Annotated in this window: 21 protein-coding genes and 1 pseudogene; 17 read left to right on the top strand and 5 right to left on the bottom strand. The window is 44.6% G+C overall.

Going from position 1 to position 22,701, the window contains the following annotated elements; translation table 11 throughout:
* Positions 1-7 precede the first annotated feature (7 nt).
* From D8793_RS08830 to D8793_RS08820, 3 genes are all read right to left on the bottom strand, one after another.
* Positions 8-529 carry a DUF1697 domain-containing protein gene (locus D8793_RS08830; protein WP_125371585.1) on the bottom strand — a complete coding sequence of 174 codons (522 nt, stop codon included), beginning with the start codon at positions 527-529 and terminating at the stop codon, positions 8-10.
* Between the two features lie 13 nt (positions 530-542).
* Positions 543-1,724: an aminoacetone oxidase gene (aao, locus tag D8793_RS08825; protein WP_125371584.1), complete on the bottom strand. Its 1,182-nt coding sequence runs from the start codon at positions 1,722-1,724 to the stop codon at positions 543-545.
* 164 nt (positions 1,725-1,888) lie between these two features.
* Positions 1,889-2,815 carry an aldo/keto reductase gene (locus D8793_RS08820; protein WP_125371583.1) on the bottom strand — a complete coding sequence of 309 codons (927 nt, stop codon included), beginning with the start codon at positions 2,813-2,815 and terminating at the stop codon, positions 1,889-1,891.
* A 274-nt stretch (positions 2,816-3,089) separates the two neighbouring features.
* Here D8793_RS08820 and rpsO point away from each other — a divergent pair, with 274 nt between their 5' ends.
* The 10 genes from rpsO (at position 3,090) to D8793_RS08760 (ending at position 14,418) form a co-directional block, all read left to right on the top strand.
* Positions 3,090-3,359 carry a 30S ribosomal protein S15 gene (gene rpsO / locus D8793_RS08810; protein ID WP_004193424.1) on the top strand — a complete coding sequence of 90 codons (270 nt, stop codon included), beginning with the start codon at positions 3,090-3,092 and terminating at the stop codon, positions 3,357-3,359.
* Positions 3,360-3,836: 477 nt separating this feature from the next.
* Positions 3,837-4,250 (top strand): YjdF family protein, encoded by a 414-nt coding sequence (locus tag D8793_RS08805; RefSeq protein WP_061910944.1) that lies wholly within the window; start codon positions 3,837-3,839, stop codon positions 4,248-4,250.
* 220 nt (positions 4,251-4,470) lie between these two features.
* Positions 4,471-6,282, top strand: coding sequence for a glutamine--fructose-6-phosphate transaminase (isomerizing) (glmS, locus tag D8793_RS08800; RefSeq protein ID WP_125371581.1), 1,812 nt, complete (start codon positions 4,471-4,473; stop codon positions 6,280-6,282).
* A gap of 214 nt (positions 6,283-6,496) precedes the next feature.
* Complete coding sequence (locus D8793_RS08795) at positions 6,497-7,546, top strand: LLM class flavin-dependent oxidoreductase (protein ID WP_125371580.1); 1,050 nt, start codon at positions 6,497-6,499, stop codon at positions 7,544-7,546.
* 251 nt (positions 7,547-7,797) lie between these two features.
* Entirely contained in the window at positions 7,798-8,796 is a 999-nt protein-coding gene (locus tag D8793_RS08785) for a uroporphyrinogen decarboxylase family protein (protein ID WP_125371578.1), read from the top strand.
* A 15-nt stretch (positions 8,797-8,811) separates the two neighbouring features.
* Entirely contained in the window at positions 8,812-9,696 is an 885-nt protein-coding gene (locus D8793_RS08780) for a transporter substrate-binding domain-containing protein (RefSeq protein ID WP_125371577.1), read from the top strand.
* Between the two features lie 21 nt (positions 9,697-9,717).
* On the top strand, positions 9,718-10,410 hold the full coding sequence (locus D8793_RS08775; RefSeq protein ID WP_048765337.1) for an amino acid ABC transporter permease: 693 nt from the start codon (positions 9,718-9,720) through the stop codon (positions 10,408-10,410).
* A 3-nt stretch (positions 10,411-10,413) separates the two neighbouring features.
* The gene (locus D8793_RS08770; RefSeq protein WP_005591155.1) at positions 10,414-11,100 is read left to right on the top strand and encodes an amino acid ABC transporter permease; all 687 of its coding nucleotides are present in this window, start codon (positions 10,414-10,416) and stop codon (positions 11,098-11,100) included.
* Between the two features lie 12 nt (positions 11,101-11,112).
* Positions 11,113-11,877, top strand: coding sequence for an amino acid ABC transporter ATP-binding protein (locus D8793_RS08765; protein ID WP_005591154.1), 765 nt, complete (start codon positions 11,113-11,115; stop codon positions 11,875-11,877).
* 429 nt (positions 11,878-12,306) lie between these two features.
* Entirely contained in the window at positions 12,307-14,418 is a 2,112-nt protein-coding gene (locus D8793_RS08760) for an ATP-dependent Clp protease ATP-binding subunit (RefSeq protein ID WP_125371576.1), read from the top strand.
* A 109-nt stretch (positions 14,419-14,527) separates the two neighbouring features.
* Here the strand turns inward: D8793_RS08760 and D8793_RS08755 are convergent, their stop codons facing one another.
* Together D8793_RS08755 and D8793_RS08750 are read right to left on the bottom strand one after the other, a co-directional pair.
* Positions 14,528-15,400 carry a helix-turn-helix transcriptional regulator gene (locus D8793_RS08755; RefSeq protein WP_125371575.1) on the bottom strand — a complete coding sequence of 291 codons (873 nt, stop codon included), beginning with the start codon at positions 15,398-15,400 and terminating at the stop codon, positions 14,528-14,530.
* Positions 15,401-15,666: 266 nt separating this feature from the next.
* On the bottom strand, positions 15,667-16,017 hold the full coding sequence (locus D8793_RS08750; protein WP_125371574.1) for a hypothetical protein: 351 nt from the start codon (positions 16,015-16,017) through the stop codon (positions 15,667-15,669).
* A gap of 285 nt (positions 16,018-16,302) precedes the next feature.
* Here D8793_RS08750 and D8793_RS08745 point away from each other — a divergent pair, with 285 nt between their 5' ends.
* From D8793_RS08745 to pnuC, 7 genes and pseudogenes are all read left to right on the top strand, one after another.
* A complete protein-coding gene (locus D8793_RS08745) occupies positions 16,303-16,761 on the top strand; it encodes a CtsR family transcriptional regulator (protein WP_125371573.1) in 459 nt (152 codons plus the stop codon).
* Positions 16,762-16,765: 4 nt separating this feature from the next.
* Positions 16,766-19,195, top strand: coding sequence for an ATP-dependent Clp protease ATP-binding subunit (locus D8793_RS08740; RefSeq protein WP_125371572.1), 2,430 nt, complete (start codon positions 16,766-16,768; stop codon positions 19,193-19,195).
* A gap of 14 nt (positions 19,196-19,209) precedes the next feature.
* Entirely contained in the window at positions 19,210-19,650 is a 441-nt protein-coding gene (locus tag D8793_RS08735) for a GNAT family N-acetyltransferase (RefSeq protein ID WP_005591148.1), read from the top strand.
* A gap of 84 nt (positions 19,651-19,734) precedes the next feature.
* Positions 19,735-20,217 carry an ECF transporter S component gene (locus D8793_RS08730; RefSeq protein WP_125371571.1) on the top strand — a complete coding sequence of 161 codons (483 nt, stop codon included), beginning with the start codon at positions 19,735-19,737 and terminating at the stop codon, positions 20,215-20,217.
* On the top strand, positions 20,201-20,602 hold the full coding sequence (locus D8793_RS08725) for a DUF4430 domain-containing protein (RefSeq protein ID WP_125371570.1): 402 nt from the start codon (positions 20,201-20,203) through the stop codon (positions 20,600-20,602). The genes D8793_RS08730 and D8793_RS08725 overlap by 17 nt, the downstream gene beginning before the upstream one ends.
* A gap of 185 nt (positions 20,603-20,787) precedes the next feature.
* Positions 20,788-21,846, top strand: a complete 1,059-nt coding sequence (locus D8793_RS08720; protein WP_125371569.1) for an AAA family ATPase — start codon at positions 20,788-20,790, stop codon at positions 21,844-21,846.
* 21 nt (positions 21,847-21,867) lie between these two features.
* Positions 21,868-22,683 (top strand): annotated as a pseudogene (pnuC, locus tag D8793_RS08715) (nicotinamide riboside transporter PnuC).
* The last annotated feature ends 18 nt before the right edge of the window (positions 22,684-22,701 follow it).

Below are 22,701 nucleotides of genomic sequence, written 5' to 3'. Positions count from 1 at the left end.
TGTTCTCCTATTTTGTTAGTAATTTTTCTACTACGTTTAACTTTCTCATAGTTAGATCTACGCCAAAAAGTTTTTCAAGATAGTTGGTATTGAGCTTTTTTCGTTTTGCAGTTCTCGGGAGATAGAGGTAGAGACAGTGATCGCCTAGACAAATTTCTTCCTCGCCATAGTCAGCTTTCAATTTTTCTAGTGACAGACTTTGGATAAATCCCTGATAAAGAATCACATGTACACGATCATGAAGATAGCCTTCTCTAAACGGATTCTCATGAACAATCTTTTCAAAATCGTTCTTAGTCTTGATAACCATTTTTAAGTCGGCCCCAATTTTTTCCTTTATCAGAGTATGAACGTGTTCTCGTATTTCTTCTAAATCTAAGTCACTCTCAAGAATGATATTCCCACTTTGAATATAGGTTCGAACGTGTTGAAAACCAGCTTCTGTCAGAATATCTACCAAATAAGACATTTTCGGGATAGCATTTTTTCCATTAGGAGTAACGCCTCTTAGTAAAATAATATGTTCCAAAGGACTTCCTTTCTTATTTGGTACTTATTGGATTTGAGCCTGCCACCCAGCCAGTACAGAGGGCAGAGGTGATGTTGAAACCGCCCGTGTGGGCATTGATGTCTAAAACTTCACCAGCAAAGTGGAGTCCAGGTACTAGCTTACTTTCCAGAGTTTTGGGATTGATTTCTTTGAGACTGACACCACCTTTGGTAACAAAGGACTTGGCCAGGGACATTTTGCCAGTGACTGGGATGGGCAGTTCTTTGATTTGTTTGATGAGAGCCTCGTTTTCACTGAGCTTGAGTTGTTTGACTTTCTCGGGAAAGGGTTGGGCAAAAAAGTCTGCCATTCGCTCGGGCAGGAGAATTTTCAGGCAGTTCTTCAGGGATTTTTCCCGATGTTCTTCTAAAAAATCCGCCAGAGCCTGCTGACTCATCTGTGGCAAAAGGTCCAGATAGATGCTTTCACCGCCCTTGACAAAGCTAGACAAGCGCAGAGCTGCCGGACCTGATAGGCCAAAGTGGGTAAAGAGCAGGTCGTGGGTGATGACATGCTTGCCATAGCTCAGGGTCACATCGTCCAGCGAAATCCCCTGAAGCGCTTTGTGAGGAAAGTCAGTCAGAAGAGGACTTTCAGCAGCCTCCAGGTCAGTCACCGTGTGCTTGAAGTGTCGGGCAATATCGTGACCGAAGCCTGTCGAGCCAGTTGAAGGGTAGGACTTGCCACCAGTCGTCACAATCAATTTCTGGCAGGTCCAAGTCTGGTCGCTGGATCTGACAGTAAAAAGCTCGTCAGTTTTTTTGACGGAGACGATTTCAGTGTTTGTGATGACAGTGCCACCCAGCTCTGCAATTTTCTTTTCCAAAGCTTCGATAATGGTGCGGGACTTGTCCGTCGCTGGAAAAACACGGCCGTGGTCTTCCACCTTGAGTTTGACACCGTTCTCAGTAAAAAAGTTGATAATGTCATGGTTGTCAAACTGGGAAAAGACGCTGTAAAGAAAGCGCCCGTTGCCTGGTATGCCAGCCATGAGGTCATCTAGGTTTCCGTTGTTGGTCACATTGCAGCGTCCGCCGCCTGTACCGGCAAGCTTCTTGCCCAGTCGTTTATTTTTCTCAAGGAGCAGGGTCTTCTGTCCGTAGAAAGAACTGGAAATGGCAGCCATCATGCCCGCCGGTCCTCCGCCGATGATGATTGTGTCGAAATGGTTCATATATTTTTTCCTTTCGTGAAATAGGAATTTTATGTGCTAGTTCATCTTGTGCAAGATGATTTTGCCCTTTAACCTATAATATAGTGGATATGCTCTGGACAGCTTTTCTGCCAGTCCTTTAGCTAGCATTAGGTAGAAAATTGATCGGATTTTAGGATCATTTCTTAAGGAAGATCTTTTCCAGAGGCCCAATAGATTTCGTACCATTCTTTTCTAGTCAGTTCAATATCTGCTGCCATGGCTGATTCGATGATGCGGCTAGCCTTGGTCGTGCCGATGACCGCTTGCATGTGAGCTGGATAGCGTAGCACCCAAGCAATAGCCACTGCGGATGCTGATATTTGATATTTGTCGGCCAGTCGGTTTAGGACGGCATTGAGCTTGGGGTATTTATCCGAACCGACAAAAACGCCTTCAAAATAGCCATGTTGGAGGACGGACCAGGCCTGAATCACGACGTCGTTCAGGCGGCAGTATTCGAAAATACTACCATCGCGCATATTTGCGGCGGCTCCCTCCATGTTGACATGGAAGCTAGCTTCAAAAGCAGGTGAGAAAGCTGCGCTTAGTTGGAGCTGATTTGCTACCAAGGGCTGCTTGACCTCTGTTTTTAGTAGCTCCAACATCATAGGATTCTGGTTGGACACTCCAAAATCAAGAACCTTTCCTTGTGATTTAAGCAGATCAAAAGCTTCAGCGATTTCACTGGGCTCCATCAGGGCATCTGGTCGATGCAAGAGCAGAGAGTCCAGATGATCCACGTCTAAGCGCTGTAAAATACCGTTTGTTGCCTCTAGGATATAGTCTTTGGAAAAGTCGAAGTAGGTGAATTCTTCTATGCGGATCCCCACCTTGGACTGAATCCACATCTTAGCCCGCAAGTCAGGCCGATTTTTGAGCACTTGTCCCAGAATTTCTTCACACTTGCCTCCACCATAGATATCGGCGAGATCGAAAGCATTGATCCCGACTGACAAGGCTGTTTCGACCAGTTCTTCCACCTCTTTGGGAGTCATTTGGGCAATTCGCATCAGCCCTATGATAATCTGGGAAATTTCTCTCTTGCTTTCTCCAAACTCAAGATATTTCATAAGCTCTTCTCCTTGTGTCATTTTAATCTCAGTATAAGCTAAACCCGCTCCAAAGTCAAAAAGCGACTAGCTAGATTGATCCTTGGAGCAAATATGTAGAAAATCCTCGTTTGGGCCAATGAAATTCAGCTGACCTTGTCGGGAAATTAGAAGATTTGACAAAAACTTGCCTTCCTGATAAAATAAGAATGTCTTAAAGACAAATAACTTCTTCTTGGTTGCAGGAATTGCCAAGCCTGCCACTCGGATGAAGCGTAAAGAAAAGGAGCTTATCATGGCAATCTCAAAAGAGAAAAAAAATGAAATCATTGCACAATACGCACGTCACGAAGGTGACACTGGTTCAGTAGAGGTTCAAGTTGCTGTCCTTACTTGGGAAATCAACCACCTTAACGACCACATCAAACAACACAAAAAAGACCACGCTACTTACCGTGGTTTGATGAAGAAAATCGGTCGCCGTCGTAACTTGCTCGCATACTTGCGTAAAAACGACGTTAACCGTTACCGTGAGTTGATCAACTCTCTTGGACTTCGTCGTTAATCTGCTTTATTTTCCACTTACATTGCGTTGTCACCTTACCTCGATATACTCAAGTATAATCTTCGGTTACGTTTCCTAGCACTGTAAGGTAAAATAAACCAGATCATCTCCCTTCGGGGAGATTTTTTGTTTCACTAAAATTTTCGTACAATCTTCGGCTCGTCGCCTTGTCTAGAAACATTTTATCCAGCAAGAATAAAGCTCTCTGATCTCAGAGGGCTTTTTTGTTTTCACTAGAATTTTAGCCCGAGCTCAAATTAGCTCTCTGACTTTATAGGTTTTTCATTAGTCTTATTTTGTCTTCTATCGGTACAATTTTTAGCACTCCTTGAATTTTTTAGAAAATCTTGATAGACTTTAGCTACTAAGATAAAAACACAGTTCTGGTTGGTAGTCCAGACGCAAAAAATCCATTTTTTGTCAGTAACCTTCCTCCTTGGTTGTCCATTCTTAGGGATTTTTAAAGGAGGTGCTGTCATGGATAAGATTTCAATGACGCTGACAGTTTATTTTGAAGAGGGATTTTGGTACGGTCTTTTCGAGCAGGAACATGCTCAATCTTATAGAGTTTGCCGAGTCACCTTTGGTGCAGAGCCTAGTACGCAGGAATTGTTGGATTTTCTAAACCGTTATTATCATCGGTTGCAGTTTAGTCCTAGCATCAGGGTGAAGGAGAAGACTAAGTCGGTCAGTCCTAAACGCCTGCAGAGACAGGCTAAAAAAGAGCAGATGGCTTCACGTTCTTCAAAGTCTCAGGAAGCGCTGAAGCTGCAATTTGAAGAGCAAAAGCAAATCGCTCGCATCAAGCGCAAGCAACAGAAAGAACTGGCTAAGCAAAGGAAATTCGAACTCAAACAGCAAAAACGATTGGAAAAGCACAAGGGGCATTGAGCCTGGTTTTTCTGATTGCTATGAAAAGTCTTCTGTCGGGAGGCTTTTTTGTTTTTAAACAAATTTTTCTTGTCTCGAAACTATACCAATTTTATGTTGACAAATATCAAGTTGTTGTGTATAATGGTTTCGTCTCTCGATAAAAAGATAAATAAGACTATACCAATTTTCAATAAAGGAGGAACTAGCTTTTTGCCAGCAAAAGGCTAGAAATAAATCTATGTGTGGAATCGTCGGAGTTGTGGGAAACCGCAATGCAACAGATATTTTGATGCAAGGACTTGAAAAGTTAGAATACCGAGGCTATGATTCGGCTGGAATTTTTGTGACAACAGGAGAAAAATCTAGCCTAGTCAAGTCTGTTGGCCGAATTGCAGATCTTCGTGCTAAGATTGGTATGGATGTAGCAGGTTCAACAGGTATTGGGCATACGCGCTGGGCAACCCACGGAAAACCAAGTGAGAATAACGCCCATCCTCACACTTCTCAGACAGGCCGTTTTGTTTTGGTTCACAACGGTGTGATTGAAAATTACCTGGATATCAAAAATAACTATCTTTCTGGTCATGATTTTAAAGGGCAGACAGATACAGAAATTACAGTTCATTTGATTGGGAAATTCGCGGAAGAAGACGGTCTCTCTGTTCTTGACGCTTTCCGCAAGGCCCTTCACATTATCGAAGGTTCCTACGCTTTTGCTTTGGTAGATGCCCAAGATCCTTCTACAATCTACGTTGCCAAAAACAAATCTCCGCTTTTGATCGGCTTGGGCGACGGCTACAACATGGTCTGCTCCGATGCTATGGCTATGATTCGTGAGACCAGTGAATATATGGAAATTCATGATAAAGAGCTGGTTATCGTGACGGCTAATAGCGTAGAAGTGCAAGACTACGAAGGCAATGTTCTTGAACGCGGCAGCTATACTGCTGAGCTGGACTTGTCCGATATCGGCAAAGGCACTTATCCTTACTACATGCTGAAGGAAATTGACGAGCAGCCGACCGTGATGCGGAAGCTGATCAGCACCTATGCGGATGAAAATAATAAGATGCTGATTGATCCTGCCATTATCAAGACAGTCCAAGAAGCGGATCGCATTTATATCATTGCTGCTGGAACTTCTTATCATGCGGGTTATGCTTCTAAACGGATGTTGGAAGAACTGACGGATACGCCAGTTGAACTGGGTATTTCTTCTGAATGGGGCTATGCTATGCCGCTTCTGAGCAAGAAGCCACTTTTCATCTTTATCAGCCAATCTGGTGAGACAGCTGATAGCCGTCAGGTTTTAGTCAAGGCTAATGAACTGGGCATTCCTAGCTTGACAGTGACCAATGTTCCAGGTTCAACCTTGTCTCGTGAAGCCAAGCATACCCTGCTCCTCCATGCTGGACCAGAAATTGCTGTGGCTTCAACCAAAGCCTACACTGCACAAATCGCTGCCCTAGCTTTCTTGGCCAAGGCGGTCGGTGATGCCAATGGCAATGAAAAAGCCAAGAAGTTTGATTTGGTTCATGAGCTGTCTATCGTAGCTCAGTCTATCGAGTCTACCCTTTCTGAGAAAGAATTGATCGAAAGTAAGGTTCGTGACTTGTTGGCGGATACTCGCAGCGCCTTTTATATCGGTCGTGGTCAGGATTATTATGTGGCGATGGAAGCTAGTCTTAAGCTTAAGGAAATTTCCTACATTCAGTGTGAAGGCTTTGCGGCAGGAGAGCTTAAGCATGGTACTATTTCTCTGATTGAAGAGGGAACACCTGTTCTAGCCCTACTTTCAGACGAGGTCTTGGCTAGCCATACTCGCGGCAATGTTTCTGAAGTTGTGGCGCGTGGAGCTAAAGTTTTGACCATTGCGGAGGAAAATGTGGCTAAGGATGGAGATGATATTGTCCTGAGCCAAGTTCACCCTTATTTGTCACCAATCTCTATGGTGGTGCCAACTCAATTGATTGCATATTTTGCAACCTTGCATCGCGGATTGGATGTGGATAAACCACGCAATCTCGCTAAATCTGTAACGGTAGAATAACCGTCTTAATGAATCTCGATAAGAATATCAAGCCTCAGATTTTTCTGGGGCTTTTGGTATGGAGTTTTGGTGACGGTGCTCTTTGGAAGTCTCTTTCTATCATGACAAAACCATGTTATTCTATGCAGATGGACAATAGGTTGAGCATCATTTTTGCATATATCACTAATTAGTGATAAAATGCTTTTATCTTAAATATCAGGAGGACAAAAACATGGTGGAATTAGGTATTTCTACTTTTGGAGAGACAACTGCTCTGGAAGCGACTGGGCAGATTTACAGTCATGATGAACGGATTCGGCAGCTGGTAGCAGAGATTGAGCTGGCAGATAAGGTGGGGCTGGACGTGTATGGTATTGGAGAGCATCACCGAGAGGACTTTACCGTCTCTGCACCGGAGATTGTGCTGGCGGCTGGTGCGGTCAAGACAGAGAAGATTCGCTTGACTAGTGCTGTCAGTGTCTTGTCGAGCTTGGATCCTATCCGAGTCTACCAGCAGTATGCGACGATTGATGCTTTGTCAAATGGCAGAGCAGAGGTCATGGCTGGCCGCGGATCTTTTATCGAGTCCTTTCCGCTCTTTGGCTATAACTTGAAGGATTATGAAGAGCTTTTTGATGAAAAGCTGGATCTGCTCCTCTATGCCAGTGCCGAGACGCGGTTGAATTGGAAGGGAAAGCTGACGCAAACTATTGACAATCGGGAAGTCTACCCACGGGCGGTGCAAGAAACATTGCCAGTTTGGGTAGCGACAGGGGGAAATGTCGAGTCCACCATTAAGGTCGCCCAGAAAGGCCTGCCAATTGCGTATGCCATTATCGGTGGACAGCCTAAGCGCTTCAAGCCCCTGCTGGATGCGTATCGCCGGATTGGGCAGGAAAGTGGGCACTCAGATGAAAAGTTGAAAATCGCTGCCCACTCTTGGGGCTGGGTCATGGAGGACAACGAGGAGGCGGTCCGGACTTACTTCCATCCGACCAAGCAGGTAGTGGATGCTATCTCCAAGGACCGCCCTCACTGGCGGGAGATGACCTATGAGCAATACCTAGATCAGGTAGGACCAGAGGGAGCCATGTTTGTCGGCAGTCCTGAAAAGGTCGCTCAGAAATTGATCAAGATGATAGAGGAGCTGGGTTTGGACCGCTTCATGCTGCATCTACCGCTGGGATCGCTTCCGCATGAGCAGGTCCTCCAGTCTATCGAACTCTTTGGCACCAAGGTTGCACCGCTTGTGCGGGAGTATTTTGCAGCTAAGGGTAAGTAAGATCGAAGTAGAGGTCTTTTGATAAAGATTGCCTATCTCTCCCATAGAAAATATATATCTTGCCTTTCTAAAAATAGTAAGAAAAACAGTTTTTTCATCGAAAGCTGAAAAACCTTGGTAAGGCTAGTTCGAGCTAGCTTTTTTAATTTACTCTTATAAATATTTTTAATCGGGCTGATAGGAAATATATATTTGGAAAGCTTACTTTTCAGTGATATGATAATAGCAATCAAATTGAAAAGGAGCAAGATATGTCTAAAAGAGAGTTGGTTTTAAAAGCCTTTAAGGGGGAAAAAGTTGATCGAGTGCCAGTTGGTTTCTGGCATCACTTTACCAGCGAGGAGGAGTGGCTGGCTGGTTTTGGCAATCGGGCCATTATTGAGAAAAATCTGGCAGGCCATGAAGCGTTTCTAACAGAAGTCAAGCCAGACTTTGTCAAACTGATGAGTGATGGTTATTTTGCCTATCCTAACGAGAGCTTGAAGAAAGTCCAATCTATCAAGGACTTGGCAGATATCGAGCCTTTAGGCGCCGACCATCCTTGGATTAGTGAGCAGGTGGAGCTGGTTCAGAAGATTAGGGCTAGCTTCACAGAGGACTTGATCGCTATTTACAATATTTTTGCGCCGGTAACCTACTTTAAATGGCTGGTTGGCAAGGTTGCTGGAGGAGATGACATCATTGCAGATTTTCTAGTAGAGGATGCGGAAGTGACAAAGCGGGTGCTGGATGTGATTGCTCAAGATATCGCAGCTCTGACAGAGCGCATTATCAAGGAAGCTGATGCGGATGGAATTTACCTCAGCGTTCAGAGCATTCAGGATGCGCGGGTGTCGGCTGAAGACTATAAGGCTTTTATTGCTCCTAGTGAATTAGCGGTGCTGGAAGCAGCCAATGCCGCTGGCGGAGTGAATATCCTGCACATTTGTGGCTACGAAGGCGCACGAAATGACGTTCATCTTTTCACCGATTATCCAGCTCAGGTCATCAACTGGGCAGTTGGGCCAGAAGGTATCAGCCTAGCGGAGGGCCGGAAATTGTTTGGCGGCCGGACTGTCCTCGGTGGCTTTGAAAATGGCAAGGACGGCCTGCTTTACACGGGCAGCCAAGCGGCTATTCAAGATGAGACCAAGCGGTTGATAGCAGAGGCTGGCAAGGAAGCTTTGATTATCGGGGCTGACTGTACTATTCCAAGCGATATTGATCCAGAGCGGATTGAGTGGGTTCGCCAAGCGGCAAGTTTAGCATAAGAAGGAGACGAAAGAATGAGTAAGAAAAAATGGATTATCGGTGGAGTAGCTGTGATTGCTATTGTCGCTGCGACTTATTTGGGACGGACCTTGACGGGGGCTTCATCCAGCAAGGCGAGTAGTGCGACATCAGGCAGTGACAAGGTCACGACTTTAAAAGTAGCTCACACGCAAAACTACGTTCCTTACGACTTTTTGGACGAAAAAGGCCAGTCAGATGGGTATGAAGTAGCAGTACTCAAGGCCATTGATGAAAAATTGCCAGATTATCAGTTCGAATATACTGGCACCAGTGACGAAGATCTTCTGATTGGTTTGGAATCTGGGAAGTATGATATCGGAACCAAGGGAGCTTGGTACACTGAAGAGCGGGCGAAGAAGTTCATCATTCCAGAAAGTCCTATCGGAGCTAGTATCATCGGCTTCACCATTCGAAAAGCAGACGCAAATAAATTTAAAAATATTGATGATTTTGCCAAAGAAAAAGGAAAATTGGTGCCGATTTCGCCACAGAATGCTCAATGGACAGTGATTGAAGAGTACAACAAAAAGCACAGCGCTAGCCCAATTGAGTTGACCGCAGCAGAGTCTTTTCAGATAGCGGATGCCTATGCTTGGGTCTTGGAAGGACGCTATGATGCCTTCTTTGATATCAAATTGTCCTTTGAAAAAGCTGTCACAGACAAGGCAGGTTCCTATCATCAGTATGCGGACCAGTTGAGCTGGTTCCCTTATAAGGGTATCCCTACCTATCCACTCATTCATAAAGATAAAAAGAATGAAGAGTTTGCCAAAGCCTATGAAAAGGCTATTAAAGAGCTGGAAAAAGATGGGACACTCTCTAAATTATCGGAAAAATACTTTGGTGAAGATGTCTTTTCTTATGTAGATAAAGACTAAAAGCTGGAGAAAGGAGACCGTATGGTCGCTTATGATTTGTCCCGTGTTTTTGGCCTGCTGCCTGGTTTGTTACAGGCCTTGCCGACTACTTTATGGATTATGTTCGTGACGGTTTTAATTGGCTCCTTGCTAGGTGGTCTGTTGGCCTGGGCTCAGGTTGCGGAGGAGCAGGCTTTTGCTGGTCTGGCTAGAGGGTATATATTTATCCTTCGGTGTACACCGCCTATTGTCTTGCTCTTCTTGGTCTTCTATGGCATTCCAGAGTTTTTAAAATGGTGGTTGGGACTAGATATCAATAATTGGTCACGGACCGTATTTGTCATCATTACTATGATTCTGCTCTTTGCGGCAATGATTGCAGAAGTCTTTAAGGCGGCCTATCTGGCTGTTCCCAAGGGACAGACCGAGGCGGGTCTCAGTATTGGTTTGACACCCGTACAGACATTTCTGCGCATCATTCTGCCACAAGCTTTTCGTATTGCCCTGCCCAATTTGACTACCGCCTTTCTTAATCTCATGCGGGATGCTGCGCTGGCCTATACGATTGGGGCAGTGGATGTTATGGGAGCGGGGCAAAATCTCATCAGCCGGAATCTGGGCAATTATTCCCTCGAAACCTATACAGCGGTGGCCTTGATTTACTGGGGGATTGCCCTAGTGGTCTCGCTGGCTTCCCAGCTTCTGGAAAAAAGTCTGACAGTCAAGGAGAGGTAAAGCATGGATTTGAATTATATTGTAAATACCTTTCTGGTTACTTTGAAGGGCATACCGGTCACACTGATTATCATGATAGTGGCTATTCTGCTCAGCTTTATTCCAGCCCTTCTCTTAGCTCTAGGTCAGATTTATAAAGTTCGAGGTGTGCGAACCTTTTCGGTGGTTTATCTGGCCTTCATTCGGGCGACGCCGCCCATTTTACTTATCCTCTTTTTCTACAGTCTATTTCCTAGCTTGCTGAATCAATTTTTCAAAAGTCTAGGCAGTCAGGTAGACGTCTTTAAGTTCAATCCGCTTTACTATGCTTTCATCATCTATAGCTTGATGACAACAGGGAGTTTATCGGAAATCTTGCGCTCTGCTATTTTGACAGTGGATAAAGGGCAGTTGGAGGCGGCTCAAGCGATTGGTTTAACGAATTTTCAAGCTTATCGGAGAATTGTTTTTCCTCAGGCTCTGCGTTCTGCCCTGCCCAATCTCGCCAATCTGGTTATCAATTTGGTTAAGGGGACCTCACTGGTATTTGTCATGACGGTCAAGGATATTACAGCTTTGGCTAAGGTCGAAGCCTCTCATTCTTACCAGTATTCAGAGTCTTACTTAGTGATTTTTGTTATTTATCTCATTATCTGCGGCTTGATTCAGTGGATGTTTAGAAGCTTGGAAAAGCGCTACGCTCTTGCTTAGGAAGGAAAGATTATGTTAGAAGTAAAACATATCTCCAAACGATTTGGAGAGCACCAGGTGCTGGCAGATGTCAGTCTCAGGGTCAATCAAGGCGACGTTGTGGTAATTCTTGGTCCCTCAGGCTCTGGGAAAACAACATTTCTGCGCTGTCTGAATCACTTAGAAAAGGCGGATGGCGGCCAGCTGACTTTGGCTGGTAAGGACTATGATTTGGCTAAACTTAGTAAAAAGGAGATTTTGGAAATTCGTAGAAAGACGGCCTTTGTCTTCCAGCATTATAATCTCTTTGCCAATAAAACTGCCCTTGAAAATATCTTGGAGGGCTTAGTGATTGCTCGTAAGATACCAAGGGAAGAAGCACTTGAGATTGCGGAAGATGCCTTGAAGCGCGTGGGACTCTTAGCCTACAAGGACTACTATCCTTCTCAGCTATCAGGCGGCCAGCAGCAGCGGATCGGGATTGCCCGCGCCATTGCTGTTAAGCCAGACGTTATCCTGCTGGATGAGCCAACTTCGGCTCTAGATCCGGAACTGGTCGGCGAAGTGCTCAGTGTCATGAAACAGCTGGCTCAGGAGGGAGTGACCATGGTCGTTGTGACCCACGAGATGAGCTTTGCCCGCGATGTGGCCAACCATGTCATCTTTATGGACGGAGGTCACATCATCGAAGAAAATCCTCCACAGGAATTCTTCACCAGTCCCAAAGAAGAGCGAACTAAGCAGTTTCTATCTCGCATTCTGTCGGATGCCAGCTATAGTGTAGAGTATATGATTTAACTTGTATCAAAATAGAGAAGCTTTCTTCACATTTCTATGTGGGGAAGTTTTTTGACTTTTAAAAAATTATGTAAATTTTTTATTAAAACCTATTGACAAGGGATAAAAAAGGATGTATAATTACAACTGTAAACAAAAAGTTTACACAGAATTTATTCAGAAGATGAGGATATAGCCAGTAGGCGATTATTTTTGGGAGGATTAAAAATTATGTAACATCAATTCTTCTGAAATAGATCCAACTCATCCATAAAACAAGAGACTGAAGGAGTCTTAATTTTTGGAAACAGAATAAGTTATGTAAAATAATAGATAGGAGAAGCTCTCCGCTATGAACATAAACGTACAGTAGATAAGGAAGAAATTTCTTATCTGAAACTTTAGCAAATGAAAAAATGATATAAAACCTATAAAAAGTGAGGAAAAATGATGAATAACAATTACAACAATTTTAACAATATGGACGACCTTTTTAACCAACTCATGGGGCGCATGGGTGGCTACAACAGCGAACACCGTCGCTACTTGATTAATGGTAGAGAGGTCACACCGGAAGAGTTTGCTCAGTACCGTGCTACTGGCAAGCTCCCTGGTCAGGTGGTTGGCGAGCAGGATGTGCAAGCTGGAGCGCATGGACCTAAGCAAGATGGCATTCTGGCTAAGCTAGGTCGCAATTTGACTCAAGAAGCGCGTGATGGTAAGCTGGATCCAGTCATTGGACGCAATAAGGAAATCCAAGAAACAGCTGAAATCCTTTCACGCCGGACTAAGAATAATCCGGTTCTGGTCGGCGATGCCGGAGTTGGTAAGACAGCTGTCGTAGAAGGTTTGGCTCAGGCTATCGTTAATGGTGATGTGCCAGCGGCTATCAAGAACAAGGAAATTATTTCTGTTGATATTTCCGGTCTGGAAGCTGGTACCCAATATCGTGGTAGCTTTGAAGAAAATATCCAAAACTTAGTCAATGAAGTCAAGGAAGCCGGCAATGTTATCCTCTTCTTTGATGAAATCCATCAAATCTTAGGAGCAGGAAGCACAGGAGGAGATAGCGGTTCTAAGGGCTTGGCGGATATTCTTAAGCCAGCGCTTTCTCGCGGTGAGCTGACCGTTATCGGGGCTACCACTCAGGACGAGTATCGCAATACTATCCTTAAAAATGCTGCTTTGGCTCGTCGTTTCAATGAAGTCAAGGTCAACGCACCGTCTGCCGAAGATACCTATCAGATCCTTCGAGGTATTCGGGACTTGTACGAAAAGCACCACAATGTCATCCTGCCGGATGAAGTGCTGAAAGCGGCTGTGGACTACTCAGTTCAGTATATTCCACAACGAAGCCTGCCAGACAAGGCGATTGACCTAGTCGACGTGACTGCTGCCCACTTGGCAGCCCAGCATCCAGTGACTGATGTTCATGCAGTTGAAAATGAGATTGCTGAACAGAAAGACAAACAGGAAGCAGCTGTTGAAAAAGAAGACTATGAAGCAGCTTTGAATGCTAAGACCCGCATTGAAGAGCTGGAAAAGAAGATCCAAAATCACACTGAGGATATGAAGGTGACGGCGACAGTCAATGATGTGGCAGAGTCTGTTGAACGAATGACTGGTGTGCCGGTATCTCAAATGGGCGCTAGCGATATTGAGCGCCTTAAGGGCATGAATGATCGTCTTAAAGCCAAGGTGATTGGCCAAGACAAGGCTGTAGAAGCTGTGGCTCGTGCCATCCGCCGTAATCGTGCAGGCTTTGATGAAGGCAACCGTCCAATCGGAAGCTTCCTCTTTGTTGGTCCAACTGGTGTTGGTAAGACTGAGCTTGCTAAGCAACTGGCTTTGGATATGTTCGGTACCAAGGATGCTATCATCCGTCTGGATATGTCTGAATACAGTGACCGCACAGCGGTTTCCAAGCTGATTGGTACGACTGCTGGTTATGTCGGCTATGATGACAACAACAACACCCTGACCGAGCGCGTGCGCCGCAATCCTTACTCTATCATTCTCTTGGATGAGATTGAAAAGGCGGATCCACAAGTGATTACCCTTCTTCTTCAAGTTCTGGATGACGGTCGCTTGACGGATGGTCAAGGGAATACTGTTAACTTCAAAAACACGGTTATCATTGCGACTTCCAATGCTGGCTTTGGCTACGAAGCAGGCTTGGAAGAGGATGCAGAAAAGCCGGATCTGATGGAGCGACTCAAACATTATTTCCGTCCAGAGTTCCTCAATCGTTTCAATGCAGTGATCGAGTTCTCTCATCTCAAGAAAGAAGATTTGATGGAGATTGTTAATCTCATGCTGATCGAAGTAAATCAAACCTTGAGCAAGAAAGAAATTGATTTGGCTGTATCTGATGCAGCTAAGGAATTCCTGCGCGATGCTGGTTATGACCAAGTCATGGGTGTTCGTCCGCTCCGTCGTGTCATCGAGCAGCAAATTCGTGACAAGGTGACCGACTTCCACTTGGATAATCTAGATGCTAAGCACTTAACCGCAGATATGGAAGATGGAACCTTGGTGATTCGAGAAAAATCAGCAGAATAACTACCTATAACTTTCAAAATCCCGTAAAACGAACAGATATTTAGTCTGTTCGTTTTTTTATTAATCATATTCATATAAAAAATCTCCAATCAGTTGACTGGAGATTCTCTTATTTTTTTCGATATTGGCTTGGTGTTATTTGATAGTATTTTTTAAATTGTCGGTTGAAATTAGAAAGGTTATTAAAACCAGACTGGCTGGAGATTTCTAGAACTGACAGAGTGGAGTGCTGAAGGAGCTCGGCAGCCTTGCGCAGGCGGAATTGAATCAGATATTCAATGCAAGAAACGCCTAGATGTTTTTTGAAGAAATTCATGAAGTGCGTCGGACTGTAGCCGCAAATACCAGACAGCTGATCAATAGAGAGTTCTTCCTGATAATGCTCATTGATATAGTCGATGATGGAGCGGATTTTCTCTTCCTTGCGGTAGCCCTCGGCAGATAGCTCCTTGGAGACGATATAGCCGTTCTCAAAGAGTAAGTAGAATAGCTGATTGAGCTGGGCCTTGAGCTGAAATTCATAGTATTTCTTTTGGCAATAACCCGTTTCCATAGTAGCCAGCAGGCATTGACGAATTTCCTCATAGGCTTGATCAGTCGGCTTGATGACATGGACAAAGTCCAGTTGTCCGTTGTAGAGAGGCTGTAGGTAGTGGATACTAGCATGGTCCATGGCTGAATAGCCCATTAAATCCAAATGAAAGTTAATGGCATCCATGTAGTGGCGCTGCTGCTCAATCGGATGAATGGAGTGGAGGGCATTGGGACGAATCAGAACAATATCGCCTTTGTGACTGTTAAAATAATGATCGTCGATATGAAATTGGGCGCTTCCTTCGTGAACGTAAATGATTTCAACATCTGTGTGCCAGTGGAAAAGGATGTCAGGCTGGCCGTTTTCCGTAATGGTCCGCGTCAGAGAATAGGGGGTCCCTTGATTCTTATATTCAGTAGTTTTGTGCAATTGGCCCAAATCCATCATAACGCCCTCCTTCGTAGAATACTATCATTTTTTAAAGTAATTAGATTAGAAAATGTGTTTGCCAACTATTATAATATAATTAAAAAGAAAATGAAAGTAGGAAAATAAAGAGAAGAAAATTTTCTGAAAGTCTAGTTTAGGCTGGCAGCTTGAACGAACCATTTAAGAATTTGTGGCTACCATCCAGCTCCTTATAGAATAAGAAAAGTGTGGAATCCATGGCTCTTTCGAGCTCATGTTGCTTCCACACTTTTTATTGTGCTGGTTTATCTAGCGGCCTTTTGTTCTTTATTTTTGTGAAGGATAAAGGAGTTTGAAAAACTCAGGCTTGCTAGTACAAAAAGAAGAAGGGTCGTTGCTGGATAGCTAAGGGAGATATGATTGGTTTTGATGATAAAGAGAAGGGCAAAGGCAAGAATGGCAAAGAAGATGCTGAGGCTCCAAGTCATTCGGCGACTGAATAAATGCTGCTCAAAGAGCAGAGGAATGAGGAGACAGCCTAGAAGAAGGCTCGTTGGGAAAACGACATACTCGGCAGAAAAAATTGTCAAGATACTCAGAGTGATAAACAGGCAGCTAAGTACATGATGGGTATAGTTGAGCCAATTTATTTTCATTGGAAAACCTCCTTTTGATAATTATTTGGATACGGTTGATGGTGTAAACACCACACTTTTACACCTTTATTATAAGTCTTTAAAAGTAAAAAGCAAGCGTTTACAATCATATTTACTCAGTCTATCAATCTTTTTCATTACTCTGAATTATCAGATATTTTCAAGCCTTCTGGGACTTCTTTTTCTTTCAAAAAATAGATTTTTTCGGTATAATAGTCAAAGATAGTCAATGTTAGAGAAGACTTGAATGCTTATTTTTAGATATAACAGATAGAAAGGTATATCATGGGCATCAAAAACACCTCGGATAGTATAGAAGAATATATCAAAACAATTTTGGCGCAGGCGGGCATGGTCGAGCTGAAGCGCAGTGAGTTAGCCGATGTTTTTCAGGTGGTTCCGAGTCAGATCAATTATGTGATTAAGACACGCTTTACAGAGAGCCGGGGCTATATCGTCGAAAGTAAGCGCGGTGGCGGTGGCTATATCAGGATTGGTAAGATTGAATTTTCCGATCAGCACCAAATGCTGTCTGATTTGTTGACCAATGTCGGTGAGTCGCTCAGCCAGCCAGTTTTTTCAGATATTTTACAGCTGCTCTTTGATGAAAAAATTATTAGCCAGCGTGAGGGAGAACTACTCCTAGCGAGCGCCAGCGATGCTGTCTTGGGGGCAGAGGCTCCGAGGATTCGAGCTAGAATGTTACGGAAAATTTTGCAGCAATTAGATAGAAAAGGAAATTAAGAATATGAATTATTCAAAAGCTTTAGTAGAAAGCTTGGAAGCGGCTCAACTTTTAGCTGGTCATTTTGCTACTGATTATTTAGAATCGTGGCAGGTGCTGATGGCTCTGGCTAATAATCCCTACAGCGTGGCAGGCTCGGCTCTAAATGAATTCCCTATTGAAATGGATAAACTGGAAGAAGCAGCCTTTGACATTACTGGAAAAGAGTATCAAAAACAAGGCGGTTTTGACTTATTACCTTTCTCTCACCGTTTGGAGGAGCTCTTTACTCAAGCAGGGCAGATTGCGGAAGCCGTCCATGCTAAAAGCCTGGGCACAGAGCACCTGCTCCTAGCCATGCTATTTGATCGTGGGACCTTGGCAGTCCGTGTGTTAGAAGCTGCAGGTTTCGGCTATGATGATAAGAGTTCAGCCCCTCGATTCAGTGATTTACGAAAGGTTTTAGAGCAGCGTGCTGGCTGGGGCAGAGAGGAAATTAAGTCGATCCGCTCGCTAAATAAAAACACGGCCTCTGCTAAACAAACCATGGCGAATATGATGGGCATGCCTCCTTCAACTAGCGGCGGTCTGGAAGACTATACTCGGGATTTGACAGAGCTGGCTCGGGCCGGTCGTCTGGAACCAGTTATCGGTCGGGATGAGGAAATTTCTCGAATGCTTCAGATCCTCAGCCGCAAGACAAAGAATAATCCAGTACTTGTCGGTGATGCGGGGGTTGGTAAAACGGCTTTGGCACTAGGCTTGGCTCAACGCGTGGCAGCTGGTCAAGTTCCAGCTGAACTTGCCAAGATGCGCGTCTTGGAACTAGACTTGATGAATGTTGTCGCTGGGACTCGTTTCCGCGGAGACTTTGAAGAGCGGATGAACAATATCATCAATGATATTGAAGAAGACGGCCATGTCATCCTCTTTATCGATGAGCTGCATACCATCATGGGTTCTGGCAGCGGGATTGATTCGACCTTGGATGCGGCCAATATCCTGAAACCTGCTCTGGCCCGGGGAACCTTGCGGACAGTTGGTGCTACGACGCAGGAAGAGTATCAGAAACATATCGAAAAAGATGCTGCTCTGTCTCGGCGTTTTGCCAAGGTCACTATTGAAGAACCTACTGTAGCCGACAGCATTGCTATTCTGCAGGGTTTGAGAAAGAGCTATGAGGATCACCACAAGGTGCAGATTAGTGATCAGGCCATTGAAACAGCGGTCAAGTATGCACATCGCTATCTGACCAGCAAGCATCTGCCAGACTCTGCCATTGACCTTTTGGATGAAGCTAGTGCAACGGTGCAGAATAAAGGACCGCAGAATTATAAACAGTCGGATTTGACGCCTGTGGATCAGGCTTTGATGGCTGGAAAGTTGAAAAAAGTCGGCCAGCTACTGGCAAAAGAGCAGGAACCAACTGTTTACAAGCTGAAAGTGGAAGCAGAGGATATCTTAGAGACTCTCAGTCGCTTGTCTGGTATTCCTGTGCAGAAATTAACTCAGACAGATGCCAAAAAATACCTCAACTTGGAAAAAGAACTGCACAAGCGGGTTATCGGGCAGGATGCGGCAGTTTCGGCTGTTAGCCGAGCTATTCGTCGCAATCAATCGGGCATTCGCACTGGTAAACGCCCAATTGGTTCCTTTATGTTCTTAGGGCCAACGGGTGTCGGGAAGACAGAGTTGGCTAAGGCCTTGGCAGAAGTTCTCTTTGATGATGAATCAGCCCTGATTCGCTTCGACATGAGTGAATATATGGAGAAATTCGCAGCTAGTCGTCTCAATGGGGCGCCTCCGGGCTATGTAGGCTATGAAGAAGGCGGCGAGTTGACGGAGAAGGTTCGCAACCGTCCATATTCAGTTCTTCTCTTTGACGAGGTAGAAAAGGCTCATCCAGATATTTTCAATGTCCTCTTGCAGGTCTTGGATGACGGCCAGTTGACCGACAGCAAGGGTCGCAAGGTGGACTTCTCCAATACCATCATTATCATGACCAGCAATCTGGGGGCAACAGCCCTGCGGGATGATAAGACGGTTGGTTTTGGGGCGCGTGACATCCGCTTTGATCAGGCCAATATGGAAAAACGAATTCTGGAAGAATTGAAAAAGACCTACCGGCCTGAATTTATCAACCGGATTGATGAAAAGGTGGTCTTCCACAGTCTGTCTGCTGAGGATATGCAGGAAGTGGTCAAGATTATGGTGCAACCGTTGATTAGGAGTCTGGCAGAGCAAGGCATCGTGCTTAAATTCCAAGCTAGTGCCCTGAAATTGCTGGCTCAGGAAGGTTACGATCCAGAAATGGGAGCGCGGCCGCTGCGCCGTACCCTGCAGACGCAGGTGGAGGACAAGCTGTCTGAGTTGCTCCTGACCGGAGATTTAGCAGCTGGTCAAACGCTCAAAGTTGGTGTCAAAGGTGGCCAACTCAAATTTGAAATGGCTTAGGGAGGATGTGTGCAATGGAAATTCGTGTGATGACAGAAAAGGATTATGCCTCTGTTTACCAGCTGTGGCTCTCTTGCGCTGGTATGGGGCTCAATAACTTAGATGACTCTGAAGAAGGGATTGCCCGCTTTTTGAAGCGCAATCCTGAGACCTGTCTGGTTGCCTTGGAAGGGGAGAGCTTTATAGGTGCTATTCTAGTTGGCACAGATGGACGTAGAGCGTACATTTATCATACAGCTGTCCATCCATATTTTCGTAGAAAAGGAGTAGGCAGAGCTCTGGTCGAACAGGCCTTGTCAGCAGTGAAAAGACTTGGTATCCATAAAGTATCGCTGGTCGTTTTTGAAAGAAATGAACTGGGCAACCGTTTTTGGCAGGAGCTGGGATTTTCAGTTAGAAATGATCTGCTTTACCGAGATCAAGGACTAACGGAGATGATTCGACAGGATACATAAAAAGCTGATTCACTTGGCATTCTTGCTAGGCTAATCAGAACCGTGTTATCATACTGAAGAATATCGTTTAGAAAGGCAGAAACTGTGTCTCTTCGTTATCTTGCTCGAATAGCTCTTCTGGCGGCTGTCTGCGTCGTGCTTCGCTATGCCTTTGCTGGCCTGCCCAATATCAAACCGATTACAGCGCTGTATTTTCTCTTGGTGGATTTTGAGGACTTGAGGGGTTCACTTCTAGTCATGTCTATCAGTATCTTTGTATCTTCATTCCTCTTCGGAATGGGGCCGTGGGTACTTTTCCAGATCTTATCCTTTGCGGTGGTCATTTGCTTATGGTACCTGCTGTATCGGCGACTGGGCTTGTTTGGCCAGAGTATGTTGGCCTTGCTTTTAGCCTTTAGCTATGGTCTTGTGATTGATGGTATCACAGCCTTGCTTTATCAAATGCCTTGGTGGACTTATGTGGCGGCAGGAGCAGGCTTCAATCTAGCTCATGCCTGCTCAACCATGCTCTTTTATCCTATTTTGTATTTTATTTTAAGGAGACTTTATCATGAAAAAAATCTTTAGCTTACTTACGCTTGCCTTTGCTCTCTTCTTAGTGGGTTGTAGCAATAATCAAACAAAAAACGATACCAGCTCTAGTTCGGCTGCTTCTTCCGTCAAAAAGGAACTGAAAATCAGTATCAGTATTGCACCAGAAGGTCAGGAGAAGAGCGAGAAAACGGTGGCTGTTGAAGAAGGAAAAACAGCGATGGATGCTTTGAAGAAGGCCTATAAGGTCGAAGAAAAAGAAGGTTTTATCACTTCGATTGACGGTCATGCTCAGGATGAAGCAAAAGGTCTCTACTGGATGTTTAAGGTCAATGGAGAAATGGCTCCTAAGGGCGCCAATCAAATCACGCTCAAGGATGGAGACAAGCTGGAATTCTACCAAGAAGTCTATCAGCAATAAATCTTGTAGAAAAAGAATCTGATGCTAAGACATTAGATTCTTTTTTTGTGTCTTTGAAGCAGTTTTAAAGTGTCTGAAAAATATTTTTATAAATTTTTATAAAAAACTATTGACAAAAGAAAAATATAGTTTATAATAAAATCATAGAAAGAATAAATTATAAAAAACGATAAAAAGGTGAGGTCATGAAAAAGCAAATTGCAATCGTCTTTGGAACCTTTGCTCCCTTGCATCAGGGGCATATCGATTTGATTCAGAAGGCGAAGCGTTCTTACGACAAGGTGCGCGTGGTGGTTTCAGGCTATCAGGGAGACCGTGGCGAGGAAGTAGGCCTATCTTTGCAGAAGCGATTCCGCTATACGCGTGAGACTTTCGCAGATGATGAACTGACTCAGGTTTATAAACTAGACGAAACTTCTTTCCCTCGCTATCCTCTGGGTTGGGATCAATGGTTGCCCGCTTTATTGGACTTGGTGGGTTATGATTCAGAAGGTGAAGAGCTGATTTTCTTTGTTGGAGAGGCTGACTATCAGGAGGAGTTAGAAAAGCGTGGCTTCAAAACTTCTTTGCAGGAGCGGCAGTTTGGGATTTCAGCTACGATGATTCGGGAAAATCCTAGCCTTTATTGGAAATATATCGCCCAACCTTTCCGCCGTCACTTTACCAAGAAAGTGATGATTATGGGTAGCGCCAGTAATGGTAAAACGACCTTGGCTAAGGATTTGGCTCGCTACTATGATGCTCCAGTTAGTCTGGAATATGCTCGAGAATATCAGATTCAAAATAACGTGCGAGACGATGAGCTGACCCCTAAAGACTACTATTATCTGCTCTTGGGACAATATGCTCAGACTTCCCGCTTGATTGACAGCAGTGCCAATCGTGGTCTGGTCGTGGCTGATACAAATTCGCTGGTAACCAAGGCCTACTATGATTATTATCTGAAAGAAAGTCCCGTTCAAGACGAAGAGACAGATACCTTTGACAATCTCTTTGCCAGCATCTTATCCAAGGAAAAATGGGATTTGATTCTCTTTGCTGAGCCGGTCGGAGCCTATGTCAACGATGGCTTTCGCGATATGAGCATGGCAGACGAGGCTATCCGCAGTGATTTTTCAAGCTATTTGAAAAAGCTGAAAGAGCAGTGTTTAGCTCATATTCCGACGGTCTATCTGGCTAACAGTTATTTGGACAATTATCAGGCGGCTAAAGAAGCGATTAACAAGATTTATCAAGCAGATTAAAAAAGAAAGTGGTAAAATAGAATGGTAGTAAAAAATCAAAAACTCTCACCTGCAGCTCTCTCCGCAGGACTAAAACAAAAATCTCAAACCTTTGCTCGGAATTTTCAGAATGTCTGTGCAGCAGCTAAAGAACAGGGCTTTAGCGGTATTGCTAAATTGCTCTGGCAGGATTTATTTGGCGGGCGTAGCTTGTCTCAATGGCTCTACTTGATTGCTCTTTCCAGTCTGCCCTTCATTCTGGAGTTTACCAGTGGGCAGGAGCAGCATGACTGGTTGGGACTCTTTGCTTCCTGGACAGGCATCGTCTGCGTCATCTTAGTAGCTGAGGGGCGGGCCAGTAATTATCTCTTTGGAGCTGTTAATTCGGCGATTTATCTCATCTTGTCCTTTCAGGCTAGCTTTTATGGAGAAGTGCTGACTACGGTTTACTTCTTTATCATGTAGCCAATCGGTCTCTACACTTGGTTGTCCAACCGGGTCAATGAACAAGATAAGGAAGAACCCTCTCATTTTGAAGCTAAGAAGTTAGACTGGCGTGGCTGGCTTAAATATTTGGCCTTGACTGCCTTGATTTGGATTGGTATGGGCTTTGCCTATAAGAGCATTCACAGCCACCGGCCTTTCCGCGATAGTGTGACAGATGCGACCAATGGAATCGGCCAGCTTCTCATGACGGGGCTCTACCGCGAGCAGTGGATTTTCTGGATTGCGACCAATCTCTTCAGTATCTACCTCTGGTGGGGCAGCAACCTTCACATCCAGGCCATGTACTGGGTCTATACCCTCAATAGTATCGTCGGATGGTATCAGTGGACCAAGGCAGTGAAAAAAGCTTAGACTAAGATTTGAGATTTT

This window comes from Streptococcus cristatus, assembly GCF_003943465.1.
Classification (GTDB): domain Bacteria; phylum Bacillota; class Bacilli; order Lactobacillales; family Streptococcaceae; genus Streptococcus; species Streptococcus cristatus_C.
Note: the sequence above shows the minus strand (reverse complement) of the source record. Positions and strands in the feature narration are given on the sequence as shown.

What these genes read in the sequence shown, in the direction of transcription:
- aao (WP_125371584.1), bottom strand. Translation starts at nt 1,724, where the DNA reads ATGAACCATTTCGACACAATCATCATCGGCGGAGGACCGGCGGGCATG.
- D8793_RS08820 (WP_125371583.1), bottom strand. Translation starts at nt 2,815, where the DNA reads ATGAAATATCTTGAGTTTGGAGAAAGCAAGAGAGAAATTTCCCAGATT.
- rpsO (WP_004193424.1), top strand. Translation starts at nt 3,090, where the DNA reads ATGGCAATCTCAAAAGAGAAAAAAAATGAAATCATTGCACAATACGCA.
- D8793_RS08805 (WP_061910944.1), top strand. Translation starts at nt 3,837, where the DNA reads ATGGATAAGATTTCAATGACGCTGACAGTTTATTTTGAAGAGGGATTT.
- glmS (WP_125371581.1), top strand. Translation starts at nt 4,471, where the DNA reads ATGTGTGGAATCGTCGGAGTTGTGGGAAACCGCAATGCAACAGATATT.
- D8793_RS08795 (WP_125371580.1), top strand. Translation starts at nt 6,497, where the DNA reads ATGGTGGAATTAGGTATTTCTACTTTTGGAGAGACAACTGCTCTGGAA.
- D8793_RS08785 (WP_125371578.1), top strand. Translation starts at nt 7,798, where the DNA reads ATGTCTAAAAGAGAGTTGGTTTTAAAAGCCTTTAAGGGGGAAAAAGTT.
- D8793_RS08780 (WP_125371577.1), top strand. Translation starts at nt 8,812, where the DNA reads ATGAGTAAGAAAAAATGGATTATCGGTGGAGTAGCTGTGATTGCTATT.
- D8793_RS08775 (WP_048765337.1), top strand. Translation starts at nt 9,718, where the DNA reads ATGGTCGCTTATGATTTGTCCCGTGTTTTTGGCCTGCTGCCTGGTTTG.
- D8793_RS08770 (WP_005591155.1), top strand. Translation starts at nt 10,414, where the DNA reads ATGGATTTGAATTATATTGTAAATACCTTTCTGGTTACTTTGAAGGGC.
- D8793_RS08765 (WP_005591154.1), top strand. Translation starts at nt 11,113, where the DNA reads ATGTTAGAAGTAAAACATATCTCCAAACGATTTGGAGAGCACCAGGTG.
- D8793_RS08760 (WP_125371576.1), top strand. Translation starts at nt 12,307, where the DNA reads ATGAATAACAATTACAACAATTTTAACAATATGGACGACCTTTTTAAC.
- D8793_RS08755 (WP_125371575.1), bottom strand. Translation starts at nt 15,400, where the DNA reads ATGATGGATTTGGGCCAATTGCACAAAACTACTGAATATAAGAATCAA.
- D8793_RS08750 (WP_125371574.1), bottom strand. Translation starts at nt 16,017, where the DNA reads ATGAAAATAAATTGGCTCAACTATACCCATCATGTACTTAGCTGCCTG.
- D8793_RS08745 (WP_125371573.1), top strand. Translation starts at nt 16,303, where the DNA reads ATGGGCATCAAAAACACCTCGGATAGTATAGAAGAATATATCAAAACA.
- D8793_RS08740 (WP_125371572.1), top strand. Translation starts at nt 16,766, where the DNA reads ATGAATTATTCAAAAGCTTTAGTAGAAAGCTTGGAAGCGGCTCAACTT.
- D8793_RS08735 (WP_005591148.1), top strand. Translation starts at nt 19,210, where the DNA reads ATGGAAATTCGTGTGATGACAGAAAAGGATTATGCCTCTGTTTACCAG.
- D8793_RS08725 (WP_125371570.1), top strand. Translation starts at nt 20,201, where the DNA reads ATGAAAAAAATCTTTAGCTTACTTACGCTTGCCTTTGCTCTCTTCTTA.
- D8793_RS08720 (WP_125371569.1), top strand. Translation starts at nt 20,788, where the DNA reads ATGAAAAAGCAAATTGCAATCGTCTTTGGAACCTTTGCTCCCTTGCAT.